This window comes from Belnapia sp. AC561, assembly GCF_979252845.1.
On the sequence record NZ_CEEDBP010000039.1, the window covers coordinates 1 to 15,174 of the forward strand.

The 15,174-nt window shown below is 71.4% G+C and carries 15 protein-coding genes; 9 read left to right on the forward strand and 6 right to left on the reverse strand.

Features of this window, described 5'->3' with window-relative positions; genetic code table 11:
* Positions 1 to 332: 332 nt before the first annotated feature.
* The 3 genes from AC0IW9_RS24450 to AC0IW9_RS24460 are packed head-to-tail and all read right to left on the reverse strand — an operon-like array spanning position 333 to position 3,383.
* Positions 333 to 1,322: a Bug family tripartite tricarboxylate transporter substrate binding protein gene (locus AC0IW9_RS24450; protein ID WP_471650926.1), complete on the reverse strand. Its 990-nt coding sequence runs from the start codon at positions 1,320 to 1,322 to the stop codon at positions 333 to 335.
* Positions 1,319 to 2,308, reverse strand: coding sequence for a Bug family tripartite tricarboxylate transporter substrate binding protein (locus tag AC0IW9_RS24455; RefSeq protein ID WP_471650927.1), 990 nt, complete (start codon positions 2,306 to 2,308; stop codon positions 1,319 to 1,321). The genes AC0IW9_RS24450 and AC0IW9_RS24455 overlap by 4 nt, the downstream gene beginning before the upstream one ends.
* A gap of 52 nt (positions 2,309 to 2,360) precedes the next feature.
* A complete protein-coding gene (locus AC0IW9_RS24460; protein ID WP_471650928.1) occupies positions 2,361 to 3,383 on the reverse strand; it encodes a Bug family tripartite tricarboxylate transporter substrate binding protein in 1,023 nt (340 codons plus the stop codon).
* A gap of 195 nt (positions 3,384 to 3,578) precedes the next feature.
* Here AC0IW9_RS24460 and AC0IW9_RS24465 point away from each other — a divergent pair, with 195 nt between their 5' ends.
* From AC0IW9_RS24465 to AC0IW9_RS24490, 6 genes are all read left to right on the forward strand, one after another.
* Complete coding sequence (locus AC0IW9_RS24465; protein WP_471650929.1) at positions 3,579 to 5,375, forward strand: glucan ABC transporter ATP-binding protein/ permease; 1,797 nt, start codon at positions 3,579 to 3,581, stop codon at positions 5,373 to 5,375.
* A gap of 143 nt (positions 5,376 to 5,518) precedes the next feature.
* Complete coding sequence (locus AC0IW9_RS24470) at positions 5,519 to 5,956, forward strand: CBS domain-containing protein (RefSeq protein ID WP_471650930.1); 438 nt, start codon at positions 5,519 to 5,521, stop codon at positions 5,954 to 5,956.
* 84 nt (positions 5,957 to 6,040) lie between these two features.
* Positions 6,041 to 6,307 carry a hypothetical protein gene (locus AC0IW9_RS24475; protein WP_471650931.1) on the forward strand — a complete coding sequence of 89 codons (267 nt, stop codon included), beginning with the start codon at positions 6,041 to 6,043 and terminating at the stop codon, positions 6,305 to 6,307.
* A gap of 86 nt (positions 6,308 to 6,393) precedes the next feature.
* Positions 6,394 to 7,386, forward strand: coding sequence for a TRAP transporter substrate-binding protein (locus AC0IW9_RS24480; RefSeq protein WP_471650932.1), 993 nt, complete (start codon positions 6,394 to 6,396; stop codon positions 7,384 to 7,386).
* A gap of 258 nt (positions 7,387 to 7,644) precedes the next feature.
* Positions 7,645 to 8,178: a TRAP transporter small permease gene (locus AC0IW9_RS24485; protein ID WP_471650933.1), complete on the forward strand. Its 534-nt coding sequence runs from the start codon at positions 7,645 to 7,647 to the stop codon at positions 8,176 to 8,178.
* Between the two features lie 5 nt (positions 8,179 to 8,183).
* Entirely contained in the window at positions 8,184 to 9,488 is a 1,305-nt protein-coding gene (locus AC0IW9_RS24490) for a TRAP transporter large permease (RefSeq protein ID WP_471650934.1), read from the forward strand.
* 23 nt (positions 9,489 to 9,511) lie between these two features.
* Here AC0IW9_RS24490 and AC0IW9_RS24495 read toward each other — a convergent pair whose 3' ends face one another.
* Positions 9,512 to 10,057: a hypothetical protein gene (locus tag AC0IW9_RS24495; protein WP_471650935.1), complete on the reverse strand. Its 546-nt coding sequence runs from the start codon at positions 10,055 to 10,057 to the stop codon at positions 9,512 to 9,514.
* Positions 10,058 to 10,208: 151 nt separating this feature from the next.
* Positions 10,209 to 10,628 (reverse strand): VOC family protein, encoded by a 420-nt coding sequence (locus tag AC0IW9_RS24500; RefSeq protein ID WP_471650936.1) that lies wholly within the window; start codon positions 10,626 to 10,628, stop codon positions 10,209 to 10,211.
* 87 nt (positions 10,629 to 10,715) lie between these two features.
* Between AC0IW9_RS24500 and mscL the strand changes: the two genes are divergently transcribed.
* Positions 10,716 to 11,198: a large conductance mechanosensitive channel protein MscL gene (gene mscL, locus AC0IW9_RS24505; RefSeq protein WP_471650937.1), complete on the forward strand. Its 483-nt coding sequence runs from the start codon at positions 10,716 to 10,718 to the stop codon at positions 11,196 to 11,198.
* Positions 11,199 to 11,211: 13 nt separating this feature from the next.
* On the opposite strand, the gene AC0IW9_RS24510 is transcribed toward mscL, so the two are convergent.
* A complete protein-coding gene (locus AC0IW9_RS24510; protein ID WP_471650938.1) occupies positions 11,212 to 12,870 on the reverse strand; it encodes a Na+/H+ antiporter in 1,659 nt (552 codons plus the stop codon).
* Positions 12,871 to 12,939: 69 nt separating this feature from the next.
* Here AC0IW9_RS24510 and AC0IW9_RS24515 point away from each other — a divergent pair, with 69 nt between their 5' ends.
* Both AC0IW9_RS24515 and AC0IW9_RS24520 read left to right on the forward strand, forming a co-directional pair.
* Positions 12,940 to 13,890: a S1C family serine protease gene (locus tag AC0IW9_RS24515; protein WP_471650939.1), complete on the forward strand. Its 951-nt coding sequence runs from the start codon at positions 12,940 to 12,942 to the stop codon at positions 13,888 to 13,890.
* A 55-nt stretch (positions 13,891 to 13,945) separates the two neighbouring features.
* Positions 13,946 to 15,166, forward strand: a complete 1,221-nt coding sequence (locus AC0IW9_RS24520; RefSeq protein ID WP_471650940.1) for an MFS transporter — start codon at positions 13,946 to 13,948, stop codon at positions 15,164 to 15,166.
* Positions 15,167 to 15,174: the final 8 nt, after the last annotated feature.

A 15,174-nucleotide genomic window follows, 5' to 3' on the forward strand; every position in this document is an offset into this window, starting at 1 on the left:
GGACAAGATGGGGCGGGGCAGGGTCATCAGGGTCTCCCGGGGTTTGCGGGCGCCCTAACCCCTGGGACCCCGCAAGGCAACCCGGCCCGGGCGCGGCGAACGGCATCGTCATCGCCGGCCTTGCACCGCCGGCCGCACCAGGCTATAGGAATATAGTCAAAGGCACCGTCGCGCCCGGCCAGGGCCTGGACCAGCTGGAATCACCTATCTCGCCGGGATGAATCCAACAAAATCAGTCACTTACCGCGATAAATTTTAGTCAATTTGAGCCGAATTTTAGCGAATTGAGGCGAATTTTACGGAATTGAGCAGGTTTTAGCGGAATTGAGCGCTCATTCCACCCGCGCCCCGCTCCGCTTCGCCACGTCCAGCCACTTCGCCCGCTCCGCCGCCAGGAAGGCCTCGAAGGGGGCCGGGGCGCTGCCGCCACCCGGCGTCAGCGCCGGCAATTCCGCCCCGAGCACCCCCATCCGCGCCCGGAAATCGGCATCCCGCGCGGTCTCGTCCACCGCCCGGCCGAGCGTCTCGATCACCGCCCGCGGCGTTCCCGCCGGCGCCAGGATCCCGAACCAGGCCGTCGCCTCGAACCCCTTCAGCCCCGCCTCGTCCAGGGTCGGCACGTCGGGCAGCACCGCGCTCCGCGTCGCGCCGGTGGTGGCGATCGCCCGCAGCTTGCCGTCCTTGATGAAGGGCAGGGAGGACGGGATATTGTCCATGCCGGCATCCACCCGCCCGGCCGTCAGTTCGGTGATCATCGGCGCGCTGCCGCGATAGGGCACATGCGTCAGCGCCGCCCCGGTCATCAGCCCGAACAGCTCCATGCAGACATGCGGGGAGGAGCCGATGCCGGCGGTGCCGTAGTTCAGCCCGCCGGGGCGTGCTTTGGCCTGGGCCACCAGCCCGGCCACGTCGCGCACGGCAACCTCGGGCGGCACCATCAGCACGTTGGGCACCCGGATGAACAACCCGACCGCGGCGAGGTCCGCCGGCTTGTAGGGCATCTTGTCGCCATAGACGGCGAAGTTGATCGCCCCGGTGCCGATCGTGGTCAGCAGCAGCGTATAGCCATCCGGCTCCGCCCGGGCGACGTATTCCGCCCCGACGTTGCCGCCCGCGCCGGCCCGGTTCTCGACCACCACCGGCTGGCCCAGCCGCCGGCCGAGCTGTTCCGCGCCCAGCCGCCCGGTCAGGTCGGTGGTGCCGGCCGGGGTGAAGGGGATCACCAGCCGGATCGGCCGGTTGGGGAAGCCTTCCTGGGCAATCGCGGGTGCCGCCAGCAGCGTCCCCGCCGCCAGCAGGCCGCGGCGCCCGAGGCCGCTCATTCCGCGGTCGCCCCGGACTTGCGGACCACCTCGGTCCATTTGACGATCTCGGCCTTGATATAGGTCTCGAAGGCGGCCGGGCTGGTGCCGCCGTCGGGTGTCAGCCCCGGCGCCATGCCGCCGAGGTCGGCGATCTTCGCGCGGGTCTCCGGCTCCTTCACCGCCGCGTCGATCTCGGTCCCGAGCCGGTCGACGATGGCGCGCGGCGTCGCCCGCGGCACCTGGATGCCGAACCAGGCCGTCGCCTGCACGTCGGGGAAGCCGGCCTCGGCGGTGGTCGGCACATCCGGCAGCGCCGGGCTCCGCATCGCCGTCGTCACCGCCAGCGCCCGCAGCCGCCCGTCGCGGATATGGCCGATGACGCTGGGCAGGTTGTCCACCGCCACCTCGATCCGCCCGGCGATCACTTCCTGCAGCATCGGCCCGGCGCCGCGGAAGGGAACGTGCTGCATCTGGATGCCGGTGACCGCCTTCAGCAGCTCCCCGGTCAGGTGCAGCGAGGTGCCGATGCCGGAGCTGCCGTTGTTGAGCTGGCCCGGCCGGGCGCGGGCGTAGTCCACCAGTTCCTTCAGCGTCTTCACCGGCAGCGCATTGGTGACGAAGATCGCGTTCGGCACCTGCAGCATCAGCCCGGCGGCGGCCAGCTCCTCCGGCTTGTAGGGCATCTTGGCGCCGTAGAGGCTGTAGTTGATGGCGCCGGAGCTCACCGTGCACATCAGCAGGGTATAGCCATCCGGCTCGGACTTCACGACGAAGTCGGAGCCGATGTTGCCGCCGGCGCCGGGCCGGTTCTCGACGATCACGCTCTGCCCCAGCCGCTGCGTCAGCCGCTCCGCCAGGATGCGGGCGGCGATGTCGGTGGTCCCGGCCGGGGTGAAGGGCACCACCAGGCGGATGGTGCGGTTCGGCCAGCCGCCCTGGGCGAAGGCCGGCGCGGCCAGCAGCGAGGCCCCCGCCACGAGGGTGGCGCGACGCGTGACTGTCATTGAACGGACTCCCCGGATTTTTCGGCAGGCTAGCACCCTGCGATCCGGAAGGTCAGTCCACTTGCGCGCCGGAACGCCGGATCACCGCGGCCCAGCGATCATTTTCCTGGGCGATGAAACGGGCGAAATCCGCGGGTGAGCCGCCGCGCATCCGGGCACCGACGCTGGTGACGCGCTCGATCGTCTGCGGCTCGGCGCAGATCGCGTTCACCTCCCGGTTCAGCCGGTCGATGATCGGGGCAGGCGTGCCGCGCGGCACCTGCAGGCCGAACCAGGCGGTCGCGGCGTAGCCGGCCAGGCCGGGGACGCCGCTCTCGGCGATGGTCGGCACCTCCGGCAGCGCCTCGCTCCGCTCCGGGCTGGTCACCGCCAGCGCCCGCAGCTGCCCGCCGCGGATCAGGGCGATGACCGAGGGGACGTTGTTCATCCCGAGGTCGATCCGCCCGCCCATGATCTGGTTGGCGGTATCGGCGCCGCCGCGGAAGGGTACGTGCAGGATATCGACGCCGGCATCCGCCTTCAGCATCTCGCCCGAGAGATGCAGGCTGCTGCCGCTGCCCGAGGAGGCATAGGTCAGCTCCCCCGGCTTGGCCCGGGCCGCCGCCACCACATCCGCCACGCTGCGGAAGGGGCTGTCCCGCCGCACCACCAGCACATTGGGCAGGTCGGCAAACAGCGCGACCGGCAGCAGGTCCTCCGGCCGGTAGCTCAGCTTGCTGTGGAGATGCGCATTGATCGAGGCGGTGCCGATCGAGCCGAAGAACAGCGTGTAGCCATCCGGGTCCGCCCGGCTGGCGGCCTCGGCCGCGATCACCCCGGCGGCGCCGCCCCGATTCTCCGCCACCACGGTCTGGCCGAGCCGCGTCCCCAGCCGGTCCGCCAGCACCCGCGCCAGCAGGTCGGTCGCGCCGCCGGGCGGGAAGGGGATGATCAGCCGCATCGAGCGGGTTGGCCAATCCGCCGCGGTGATGGCGGGTTGCGCCGGGCTCGGGCGGGGGGACAGCAGCAGAACGGCGGCAGCGGCCAATCCTTGCCGCGCCAACCTCCGCCGCAGGTGGCTCCTTGACAGCATCATTCCGGCATCTCCTCCGCCGCTGGGGAACTCCCGCCCCCTTGCGCCGATCCAACCCTGTTCCTGCCGCATCGGCGGTGGGGCGGGCAAGCCCCGCCGCCTTGGCACTGACGAGCCTTGCCGTCGGGGGTGGCTCGCCTGTAGGCAAGGCCGCGCCCGGACTTCGCGGGCGCGGGATCTGAGCAAGGGCGCTGCGGGATGCAATTTATCAGGCTCTATGGCCGGGTCCTGCGTGTGCTGGCACCGGACCGCTGGGTCGCGGTCGGCCTCGCCATCGCCAACATCGCCCTCGCCGGGCTGCTGTTCCTGGAACCGGTCCTGTTCGGCCGGGTGGTCGACGTGCTGTCGCATGCCGCAGGGATGGGGCGGGAACAGGTCTGGGAAAGGGCGCTGGTGCTGCTGTCGCTCTGGGGCGCGGTCGGCCTTTCCGGCATCGGCGCGACGGTCGCCGTCTCGCTGCTCGCCGACCGCATGGCGCATCGCAACCGTCTCACCTCCATGCACCGCTACTTCGAGCATGTGCTGTCCCTGCCGCTGTCCTTTCACGGGGATGTGCAATCCGGCCGGCTGATGAAGGTGATGCTGGTCGGTGCCGACAACCTGTTCAGCATCTGGCTGTCCTTCTTCCGCGACCATTTCTCGACCTTCGTCGCCGCCATCGTGCTGCTGCCGCTGACCCTGGCGATGAACTGGCGGCTCGGCCTGCTGCTGATCTCGCTGGTGGTGGTCTTCGCCATCATCACCGCCATCGTCATCCGCAAGACCGAATTCGCCCAAGGGCGGGTGGAGATGTTCCAGTCCCGCCTCGCCGGCACCGCGCAGGATGCGCTCTCCAACGTCATCGTCGTGCAGTCCTTCACCCGGCTGAACTCCGAGGCGCGGATGTTCGGCGATATCGTGCGTCAGGTGCTCGACCACCAATTCCCGGTGCTGAACTGGTGGGCCGTGGTCAGCGTGCTGACCCGCGCCGCCAGCACGCTGACGGTCATTGCCATCTTCATCCTCGGCACCGTGCTGCATCTGGACGGCAAGGCGACGGTCGGCGAGATCGTCAGCTTCATGGGCTTCGCCACGCTGCTGATCGGCAAGCTGGAAGGCGCCGTCGCCTTCGTCTCCCGCCTGGTCTTCCAGGCACCCGGCATCGCGGAATTCTTCGAGGTGATGGATGCCCAGACCAGCGTGCCGGAACGCCCCGGCGCCCTGGCCATCGGCCGCGCCGAAGGCGAGGTCGCCTTCGAGGACGTCGCCTTCGCCTATCCCGGCGGCAACCGCATCCTCTCGGACGTCAATTTCAAGGCCGCCCCGGGACGCACCCTGGCCCTCGTCGGCCAGACCGGCGCCGGCAAGTCCACCGCCATGGCGCTGCTGCAGCGGCTCTGGGATCCGGTCGGCGGGCGGGTGACGCTGGATGGCCGGGACCTGCGCGACATCACCCTGGAAAGCCTCCGCCGCAACATCGGCGTGGTCTTCCAGGAGAGCATGCTGTTCAACCGCACCATCAAGGACAACCTGCTGATCGGCCGGCCCGAGGCGACCCAGGCCGAGATCGAGCGGGCCTGCCAGATGGCCGAGGCGCATGACTTCATCATCCGCCAGCCGCAGGGCTACGACACCATGGTGGGCGAGCGCGGGGCCAGCCTCTCGGGCGGCCAGCGCCAGCGCCTGGCCATCGCCCGCGCCCTGCTGAAGGACCCGCCGGTTCTGATCCTCGACGAGGCGACCAGCGCGCTGGATGCCGCGACCGAGGCCCGGGTGCAGATCGCGCTCAAGGCGCTGATGGCCGGGCGCACCACCTTCATCATCGCCCATCGGCTGTCCACCGTGCGCGACGCGGACGAGATCCTGGTCTTCGAGGGCGGCCGCATCCTCGAACGCGGCAGCTTCGACACGCTGGTCCAGCAGGGCGGCCGCTTCGCCGAGCTGGTGAAGACCCAGCTCACCGCGGCGCCGCTGCCGGTGCCGCCGGCCACGGCGCCGGTGAAGGCGGCGGAATGACGCGGCGGCGGGGCTGGTTTTTCTTGCAAGCGCTCCATCCGGTGGCGCAGCCTTTCGCCCAAGGCCGCGACTGATGCTGGCCAGGGCGGGGCGGGGCATCCCGCCGCCCAGCCAGCAAGGCCCGGTCCATGGGAGGGCTTCGCATGATCATCGCCTCGATCCTCAAGGGCAAGGGCAACGCGGTCGTCTCGGTCGGCCCCGACGACACCATACTGGACCTCGCCAGGCTGCTGGCCCGCCACCGCATCGGCGCGGCGCTGGTGCGCGACCCCGACGGCCGGCTGCGCGGCATCGTCAGCGAGCGTGACGTCATCCGCGGCATGGCCGGGCATGGCCCCGGCACCACCGGCCTGCCGGTGCACCAGTTCATGACGCGGGACCTGGTGACGGTGCGGCCGGAGGCGCTGGTGGTGGAAGCGCTCACCCTGATGACCACGCGCCGGGTACGGCATCTGCCGGTGCTGGATGCCGGCGGCGGGCTGGTCGGCATGGTCTCGATCGGCGACCTGGTGAAGGCGCGCATCGAGGCGGCGGAGCAGGAGGCGGAGGAGCTCAAGCACTACGTCACCGCCGCCGGCTAGCCGCCGTGCCGGGGGCGGCTTGACCTGGCGCAAGGACGGCGGGCGTTCCGGGTGCTTCAGTGCGGCAACCCCGAGGAGGCCCGCATGAACCACCATCACCGCAAGGTCCTGCACGCCCTGTTCAGCCACCCCGTCAGCAGCAACCTGGACCCGCGGCAGGTCCAGTCCGCGCTGGAGGAGATCGGCGCCACCGTCGCCCATGGCGGCCATGGCCAGATGCTGATCAGCCTGAACGGCCATACCCAGGGCTTTCCCGCCCAGCACCATAGCCTGTCGAAGGAGGAGGTCGGGGCGATCCGCAGATTCCTGGCCGGGGCAGGGGTGGACCCGGCGCGCGACTGGCCGCTCTAGCCCGGAAGTTGCAAGGAGCGGAGACTTGCCAGGGCGGCGCCGCCCGCGCATCTCTGCGACCAGGCAATGTTTTCGGGAGTGTTTCGATGCCGCATCTTCACCGCCGCATGCTGCTGGCGGCCCCCGCCCTGCTGGCCGCCCCCGCCCTGTTGCGCGGCGGGGAGGCCCATGCCCAGACCAAGTGGCAGATGGCCACCGCCTATCCGGACGGCAATTTCCACACCCGCAACATCCGCGAGTTCTGCGCCGACGTCGAGCAGACGACGGGTGGCAAGCTGCAGATCCAGCTCCACAGCAATGCCTCGCTGCTGCCGATGCCGCAGATCAAGCGCGGCGTGCAGACCGGGCAGGTGCAGATCGGCGAGATCCTGCTGACCGCCTATTCCAACGAGGACCCCTTCTTCGACGCCGATGCGGTGCCCTTCCTGGTGCCCGACTTCGCCGGCGCCAAGAAGCTGGCGGAGCTGCAGAAGCCCTATATCGAGGCGCGCTTCGGCCGCCAGGGCCTGTCGCTGCTCTATTCCGCCACCTGGCCGGCGGCGGGCTTCTATACCCAGGTGCCGATGACCTCGCTGGACGTGCTGAAGGGCAGCCGCTTCCGCACCTTCAGCCCGCTGACCAACCGCTTCGCCGCGCTAGTCGGCGCCAACCCGGTGCTGGTGCAGCAGGCGGAGCTGGCCCAGGCCTTCGCCACCGGCATCGCCACGGCCATGGTCACCAGCGCCCAGACCGGCGTCGATACCTCCGCCTGGGACTATGCCAAGATCTTCACCCCGGCGGTCTTCTCGATGACGAAGAATGCCGTGCTGATCTCCCGCCGGGCGCTCGAAGGCCTGCCGGCCGACCAGCAGGCCGCCGTCCGCGCCGCCGCCGCCCGCGCCGATGCCCGCGGCTGGACCTATGCCGCCGAGGCGCAGGAGCACAGCCAGGCGCGGCTGGCCGAGAAGGGCCTGACCATCGGCACCATCCCGGCAGATGTGCGCGCCGGGCTGCTGGCGATCGGCGCCACCATGACCGAGGAATGGGTCGCCCGCACCGGCGAGGACGGCAAGAAGCTGGTCGAGGCGCTGCGCGCCTGACGTCGACCGGCGCCTGACCACCTGCCGGGCAGCCGCCGCCATGGCTGCCCGGATAGCGGGCAGAGCCCGCCTTGGTCGCCGATGGCGCCGCCGTCCGGCCCCTTGCGCCGGCCGTTTGTCGCAGCGCATGGTTGGAGGACGGGGATACCGACCCATCGCGGGTCGTCATGAGGGGGCTTCGATCATGCCATTCACCAGCCGCCATCCGGGCGCGGCGCCCCCCGTTCATGCCCATTCGCATGGGGCCGGCTGAGCCGCATGCGCCGCCTGCTCGATACCCTCTACAGCGCCGGGGCCGGCCTCGCCGCGCTGTCGCTGCTCGGCATCTTCTGCATCATGATGGCGCAGGTGGTGATGCGGGAACTGCAATTGCAGCTTCCCGCCGCGGATGACATCAGCGCCTACCTCTGCGTCTCCACCACCTTCTTCGCGCTCGCCGCCACCTTCAAGCGGGGCGAGCTGATCCGCGTCGGCATGCTGCTCGACAAGCTGGCCCCCGGGCCGCGCCGGCTGGCGGAGATGGCGGTGCTCGCCCTGGCGGCGGCGCTGATGGCCTATGTCACCTTCTGGACCGCGCAGGACATGTGGTTCAGCTGGGAGATCGAGGAGGTGGCGCAGGGCACCGTGCCCATCCCGCTCTGGATCCCGAAGATCGCGGTGCCGGCGGGGGCGGGCCTCCTGCTCATCGCCATCATCGACGAGCTCATCATCGTCCTTGGCGGTGCCAAGCCCAGCTACGTGGTGGCCGCGGAAGAACGCGCCGCCGCCGGCGACTTCTCGGCGGAGGTTTAGGCACCATGGATCTCTTGACCTTCGCGCTGCTCCTGCTGGTGCTGCTCTGCCTGCTGCTCGGGGCCGGGCTCTGGATCTCGATGGCGCTCGCCGGCGTCGGCTATATTGCCATGGTCTTCGTCCACCCCAGCCCGGGGCTCTTCCTCGCCTCGGCCTTCTGGGAATCGACCGGCTCCTGGACGCTCGCGGCGCTGCCGATGTTCGTCTGGATGGGCGAGATCCTGTTCCGCACCAAGCTGTCGGAGGAGCTGTTCAACGGCCTCGCCCCCTGGGTGCGGCGCATCCCCGGCGGCCTGCTGCACGTGAACATCCTGGCCTGCGGCATCTTCGGCAGCGTCTCGGGCTCGAGCGCGGCGACCTGCGCCACCGTCTCCAAGATCGCGCTGCCCGAACTCAAGCGCCGCGGCTACGACGAGAACGTGGCGATCGGCTCGCTCGCCACCTCCGGCACGCTCGGCATCCTCATCCCGCCGTCGATCATCATGGTGGTCTATGCGGTCGCGGCCGAGGTCAGCATCATCCGCGTCTTCATCGCCGGCTGCATTCCCGGCCTGCTCGTGATGCTGCTGTTCAGCGCCTATATCGCGGTCTGGGCGCTGCTGAACCCGGACAAGCAGCCGCCGCGCGACGCGAAGATGAGCTTCGCGGCGAAGCTGCGCGCCAGCGCCCAGCTCATCCCCTGCGCGCTGCTCATCATCGGCACCATCGGCACCATGTTCGTCGGCTGGGCCACGGCGACGGAGGCCGCGGCCTTCGGCGTGCTGGGGTCGCTGATCCTCGCCGCCGTCACCGGCACGCTGTCCTGGCGGGCCTTCGTCGACAGCCTGAAGGGCGCCACGCGGCTGTCCTGCATGATCATGTTCATCCTGGCCGGCGCCGCCTTCCTCACCAAGGCCATGGCGCTGACCGGCATCCCGGCGGCGCTGGCGGAAGGTGCCGCGGCGCTGAACCTCGGCCCCTATGGGCTGATCGCCATCCTGACCGTGGTCTATGTGCTGCTGGGCACCGCGCTCGACGGCGTCTCGATGATCGTGCTCACCACCTCCATCGTCATCCCGATGGTCCAGGCCGCCGGCTTCGACCTGGTATGGTTCGGCATCTTCATCGTGCTGCTGGTCGAGATCGCCGAGATCACCCCGCCGGTCGGCTTCAACCTGTTTGTCATGCAGACGATGACGGGCAAGGAGCAGACCGAGGTGGCGATGGCCAGCCTGCCCTTCTTCCTGATGCTGGTGCTGACCGTCGTGCTCTGCACGGTCTTCCCGGTGACGCTGGTCACCGGGCTGCCGGAGCTGCTGCTGGCCCGCTGATCCGGGCCCGAGACCTGCGCCGCTCAGCGCACCGCGGGCGGCGGCACGACCGCCGGGGCGGTGCTCATGGGGGCCGCCGTCGTGGGGCCGGAGGCCATGGGCGCCGTGGTCATGGGGCCCGTCATCGGCGGGGCATTTACCGGGGCGGTGGTCGTCGCCGTGCCGCCGCCGGCCGCCGGGGCGGGGTTGGCCGTCGTGCCGGTCGCCGCATCGGTGCCGACCATGCCGCCGCCCATGTAGGCCTTGTTGGGATCGTTCGCCCGCGCCGTGGCGGTGCGGCCACGGCGGGCACGGCGGCCCTCGCCGACCGGGGTGCGGACTTCCGGGTTGCTCCAGGGCGGCGTGCCGAGGTTGACGTCGCGCGGGCTGGTGGTGGCACCGGTGACCGCGCCGACGCCGCCGCCGATCGCGGCGCCGGCCAGCGCCCCGACCGGGCCGCCGAAGGCGCCGATGCCGGCGCCCGTCGCCGCACCCGCCGCGGCGCCGCCCTGGGTCCGGTCCTGGCTATTCGTCCCGCAGGCGGCCAGCGCGAGGGCCAGACCAGCGGCACCCACCCATTTCCAGCTCATCGTCCTCTCCTTCGCATCGTGGTGCGTCGGGCGGCGATGCCGTCTCGGCATGACCTGCCCGGCCAGGTCGGAACGCCGGCGGGCCGATGGGGTTGCGGGCCGCACCGCAACCTCAAGGCGAAGTCAGCGTGGCAAGGTCAGCTTGGCAAGGTCAGCCTGGCGGGGGCCAGTCCGGCCGGTCGAAGCGCTGGATCTCCAACAGGTAGCCGGCCGGGTCGCGGAAGAAGAAATGGGTGATGCCCATGGCCGCGGCATGGCGCGGCGGGGCCTCGAGGGCGATGCCGGCGGCGGCCAGGTGGTCGTGCCAGGCATCCACCTCCGGCGTGACCAGCGTGACCACCACGCCGCCCTCCCGCCGTGGGTCGGTCACCTCCCGCGGGCCGCGCGCCTGGACCACGCCGAGGAAGCCGCGATGCCCGCCGACCGCGTAGATGGCGGCGAAGCCCTGGTCCTGGACCAGCTCCAGCCCCAGCACGGTGCCGTAGAAATGCCGGCAGGCGGCCGGATCCTCGGCATAGAGGAAGGTGATCTGCTGCGCGAAGGCCGGGGGCGGCGATGGGGGTCGGCTCATGCGGTATTTTTCCGCCGGCGCGATGGTTGCGGCAATCCCCCGGTGCGATTCCGCGTTGCAGCAGGAGGAACCCTTGGGGAGTCGCCGATGCCGCCGTCCATCCCGTTGCACGAGCCCGCTTGGCTGCGTGAGTTCAAGGCCTTCCTCATGCGCGGCAGCGTGGTGGACCTGGCGGTCGGCCTCGTCATCGGCGCCGCCTTCACCACCATCGTCACCTCGCTGGTCGAGGATCTGATCAACCCGCTGATCGGCCTGGCGATCGGCGGCGTCGATTTCTCCAATATCTTCGTGGTGCTCAAGGGGGAACGCATGGCCTCGCTCGAGGCGACGCGGCAATCCGGCGCGGCGGTGCTGGCGGTCGGCAAATTCCTCAACACGATCATCAAGTTCCTGATCGTCTCCTTCGCCATCTTCTGGGTGGTGCGGCTGCTGTCGAAGCTGCGGCTGGACCGGCTCGGCGCCGCCGAGAAGGCGACCCCGCCGGCCGAGCTGCTGCTGGCCGAGATCCGCGACGAGCTGCGGACGGCAAGGCTCGGCCCGGTGGCGACGGTCCGGCCCCCCGCCGGCTGAGCCGGCCGGGCTTTCAGGCCGCGGCGGCGGCGGCCCGGTCGGTCACCTCCGCCGCCTTGCGCTTCGCCGCATCGGCCCGCTTCTGCCCCGCGGTGCGTTCGTCGCCGAGGACCTGGCGGACCCGGATCTCCTCCAGGTCCAGCTCCTGCTCCAGCCTCACCAGGCCTTCCTCCTGCAGGTGCCCGGCCTGGTAATGCGCGATCAGCTCGGCCCGGGCGGCCTCCAGCGCCGCCAGCCGGATGCGCCGCCGCCCCGCGCGCTCCGCCATCGCGGCGCCCTGGCTGCGGGCGGTGCGGTGCAGATGCCCGGCGCGGTCGCGGAACTCGGCCAGCATGTCGGCGGCGATGGCGCCTTCCAGCGGGTCCTCCGCCCGGCGCTCGATCTCCGCCAGGGATGCGATGGCGATGAGCCGGCGGCCCTCCGCCTCCTCCGGGTCGATCCCGTTCGGATGCGGCGGCAGCTCGGCCCCCAGCTTGCGGATCACCCATTCCAGGGTGGTGCCCTGCAGCACCAGGGTCGCCAGGATGGCGGTGAAGGCGAGGAAGATGAGCAGGTCGCGCTCGGGGAAGTCCTCCGGCAGGGCGAGCGCGGCGGCAAGGCTGACGACGCCGCGCATCCCCGCCCAGGAGATGATGGTGACATAGCTCCAGGGCGGCACCGGGTCCCGGCGACTGAGGCCCGGCAGGCAGCGGGGCAGCCGCGTCGCCGGGAAGACCCAGAGGAAGCGGGTCAGGATGAGCGCTGCCGAGAGGCCGAGCGCGATGCCCGCGAGTTCCGGCACGCCGCGGTCGGCAATGCGGTGGAGGATCTGGTTGAGCTGCAGGCCGATCAGCAGGAAGACCAGGCTGTTGAGGATGAACTCGACGAATTTCCAGACCGCGCTGGCATTCAGCCGGGCGCTGTAGCTGAAGACCGTGTGCTGCGCCCGGCCATAGAGCAGCCCGGCCGTCACCACCGCCATCACCCCCGAGACATGCAGCGCCTCCCCCGCCAGATAGGCGGCATAGGCGGCGAGGAATCCGGTCGTCGTCTCCAGCATGACGTCGTCGAGCCGGGCGAGCACCCAGAGCGTCGCCTTGCCGACCACCCAGCCGACGGCGATGCCGCCGAGCGCCAGCGCCACGAAGGTCGCCACGCCATTGGCCGCGCCGAGCCCGCCGCTCGCCAGCGCCGCCGCGACGGCGAGCTTGTAGAGCACGAGGGAGGAGGCATCGTTGATGAGGCTCTCGCCCTCGAGCACGGTGACGATGCGCTTGGGCAGCCGCAGCCGCTGCAGCACCGCGCCGGCGGCGACCGCATCCGGCGGGGCGACGATGGCGCCGAGCGCCAGGGCGGCGGCGAAGGGCAGGCCGGGGACCAGCCAGGTGGCGACGAGGCCGATGCAGAAGGCGGTGAAGGCCACGGCACCGACCGCCAGCAGCAGGATGGGGCGCAGGTTGCTGCGGAAGGCCCGCCAATCCGTGCGATAGGCCGAGAGCTGCAGCAGCGGCGGGAGGAAGAAGGCCAGTGCCAGCTCCGGATCCAGCGGCACCTCCGGCACGCCGGGGATGAAGGCCAGGACCATGCCCCCGAGCACCAGGATGACGGCGTAGGGAAACTGCAGCTTCCGCGCGATCAGGGCGAAGCCGATGCTGGCGGCGATCAGCGCGAGCAGGATTTCGAGCAGGTCCATGCCTGCTTCTACCCGGCCGGATGGCCGGCTTGCGAGGGGGCCGGATGGCGCACCACCTCTCCGCTTGCCATGTCCGATGCCGATTTGCTCTTCCCCGACGCCGAACTGCTCGATGCCTATTCCAGCGCGGTCACCGCGGCCGTCGCCCGGGCCGGGCCGGCCGTCGTGCATGTCGCGGTGCGCGGGGCGCGCGGCGGCGGCACCGGCTCCGGCGTCGTCGTTTCCCCGGATGGGCTGGTGCTGACCAATGCCCATGTCGTGGCCGGCGCCGAGGCTGTGCAGCTGACCGCCGCCGACGGCCGGCCGATGCCGGCGCGGCTGCTGGGGGAGGACCGCGACACCGACCTGGCGCTGCTGCGGGCCGAGACCGGCGCGGCGCTGACGGCGGCCAGCCTCGGCGATTCGGCGGCGCTGCGGGTCGGCCAGCTGGCGATCGCCATCGGCAATCCGCTGGGCTTCTCCTCGACGGTGACGGCCGGCGTAGTGAGCGCCATCGGGCGCAGCCTCGCCGGCCGCGGCGGGCGGCCGATCGAGGATCTGGTGCAGACCGATGCGGCGCTGAACCCGGGCAATTCCGGCGGGGCGCTGGTCGACAGCGGCGGCCGGGTGATCGGCATCAACACCGCCATCATCGCCGGCGCCCAGGGCCTCTGCTTCGCGGTCGCGGCCAATACCGCGCAGCTCGTGCTCGGCCAGCTCATCCGCTTCGGCCGGGTGAAGCGGGCCAGCCTCGGCCTGACCGGGCAGCGGGAGGCGGTGCCGCGCCGCTTCGCCCGCGCCATCGGGGTGGCGCAGGAGACGGGCGTGCTGGTCGCCGCGGTGCAGCCGGGCGGGCCGGCCGACCGGGCCGGGATCGCCGCCGGCGACCTGCTGCTCTCGGTTGGCGGCCAGCCGGTGACCGGCGTGGATGCGCTGCTGCGCTGGCTGACCGGGGAGCGGGTGGGGGAGCCGGCCGAGGTGCTGGTGCTGCGGCGGGGCGACCCCCGCCGGCTGCGGGTGGTGCCCGCCGAGCGGCCATAGGCAGGCGATCCGCGCCGGCGCTATGCTGACGGCATGGCGCGCAAGGCGATGGCGGTTGGCTGAACCCGAAAGTCCCCAGCCGAGCATCCTGCGGCATCGCCCCTTCCTGCTGTTCTGGTGTTCCCGGGTCCTCTCGACCCTCTGCTTCCAGATGCTGGCCGTCGCGGTCGGCTGGCAGCTCTATGCGCTGACCGGCAGCGCGCTCGACCTCGGGCTGGTCGGGCTGGTGCAGTTCATCCCGGTGCTGGTGCTGACCCTGCCGGCCGGGCATTGGGCGGATCGCGGCGACCGGCGGGCCATCGTCGCCGGCTGCCAGGGGCTGGTCGCGGTGCTGGCGGCGCTGCTGCTGCTGGGCAGCCTGCAGGGCTGGCTGGGGCGGGAGCAGATCTTCACCCTCATCGGCCTGGTCGGCTGCGCCCGCGCGGTGGAGGCGCCGAACATGGCCTCGCTGCTGCCGGGGCTGGTCCCCCGCGCGGTCTTCCCGCGGGCGGCGGCCTGGTCGGCCTCGGCCAACCAGACGGCGCAGATCCTGGGGCCGGCGCTGGGCGGGGTGCTGTACGTCTTCGGCCCGGCGGCGGCCTATGGCACGGCGGCGGGGCTGCTGCTGCTGGGCGCCGGGGCGGCCATCGCCATCCGGGCGCCGCGGCTGCCGCCAAGCGATGCGCGGGGTCTGGCGGCGCTGCTGATGGGCTTCGGCTTCGTGCGGCGGCACCGGCTGGTGCTGGGGGCCATCTCGCTCGACCTGTTTGCGGTGCTGCTGGGCGGCGCGGTGGCGCTGCTGCCGATCTTCGCCCGCGACGTGCTGGGGACGGGGCCGGCCGGGCTCGGGCTGCTGCGGGCCTCGCCGGCGCTGGGGGCGTTGAGCATGTCCGTGCTGCTGGCCAACCGGCCGCTGCGGGCGCCGGTGGGGCCGAAGATGTTCGGCGCGCTGCTGGTCTTCGGCGTCGCCAGCACGGTCTTCGCGCTTTCGGCCAGCCTGTGGCTCTCGATCGCGGCGCTGGCGGTGGTCGGCGCGGCGGATGTGGTCAGCGTGGTGGTGCGGTCGTCGCTGGTGCAGCTGCAGACGCCGGACGAAATGCGCGGGCGGGTCTCGGCGGTGAACTCGCTCTTCGTCGGGGCGTCCAACCAGCTCGGCGACTTCCGCGCCGGGGCGGTGGCGGCGCTGGTCGGGGCGGTGCCGGCGGCGGTGCTGGGCGGCCTCGGGACGGTGGCGGTGGCCTTGCTCTGGATGAAGCTCTTCCCGGAATTGCGGAAGCTGCGGGACCTGGACGGCTAGGCTTTCGG

Coding starts and splice junctions, on each gene's coding strand:
- AC0IW9_RS24510 (WP_471650938.1), bottom strand. CDS start 12,870: ATGGACCTGCTCGAAATCCTGCTCGCGCTGATCGCCGCCAGCATCGGC.
- AC0IW9_RS24450 (WP_471650926.1), bottom strand. CDS start 1,322: ATGAGCGGCCTCGGGCGCCGCGGCCTGCTGGCGGCGGGGACGCTGCTG.
- AC0IW9_RS24480 (WP_471650932.1), top strand. CDS start 6,394: ATGCCGCATCTTCACCGCCGCATGCTGCTGGCGGCCCCCGCCCTGCTG.
- AC0IW9_RS24500 (WP_471650936.1), bottom strand. CDS start 10,628: ATGAGCCGACCCCCATCGCCGCCCCCGGCCTTCGCGCAGCAGATCACC.
- mscL (WP_471650937.1), top strand. CDS start 10,716: ATGCCGCCGTCCATCCCGTTGCACGAGCCCGCTTGGCTGCGTGAGTTC.
- AC0IW9_RS24460 (WP_471650928.1), bottom strand. CDS start 3,383: ATGATGCTGTCAAGGAGCCACCTGCGGCGGAGGTTGGCGCGGCAAGGA.
- AC0IW9_RS24470 (WP_471650930.1), top strand. CDS start 5,519: ATGATCATCGCCTCGATCCTCAAGGGCAAGGGCAACGCGGTCGTCTCG.
- AC0IW9_RS24490 (WP_471650934.1), top strand. CDS start 8,184: ATGGATCTCTTGACCTTCGCGCTGCTCCTGCTGGTGCTGCTCTGCCTG.
- AC0IW9_RS24485 (WP_471650933.1), top strand. CDS start 7,645: ATGCGCCGCCTGCTCGATACCCTCTACAGCGCCGGGGCCGGCCTCGCC.
- AC0IW9_RS24495 (WP_471650935.1), bottom strand. CDS start 10,057: ATGAGCTGGAAATGGGTGGGTGCCGCTGGTCTGGCCCTCGCGCTGGCC.
- AC0IW9_RS24475 (WP_471650931.1), top strand. CDS start 6,041: ATGAACCACCATCACCGCAAGGTCCTGCACGCCCTGTTCAGCCACCCC.
- AC0IW9_RS24455 (WP_471650927.1), bottom strand. CDS start 2,308: ATGACAGTCACGCGTCGCGCCACCCTCGTGGCGGGGGCCTCGCTGCTG.
- AC0IW9_RS24465 (WP_471650929.1), top strand. CDS start 3,579: ATGCAATTTATCAGGCTCTATGGCCGGGTCCTGCGTGTGCTGGCACCG.
- AC0IW9_RS24515 (WP_471650939.1), top strand. CDS start 12,940: ATGTCCGATGCCGATTTGCTCTTCCCCGACGCCGAACTGCTCGATGCC.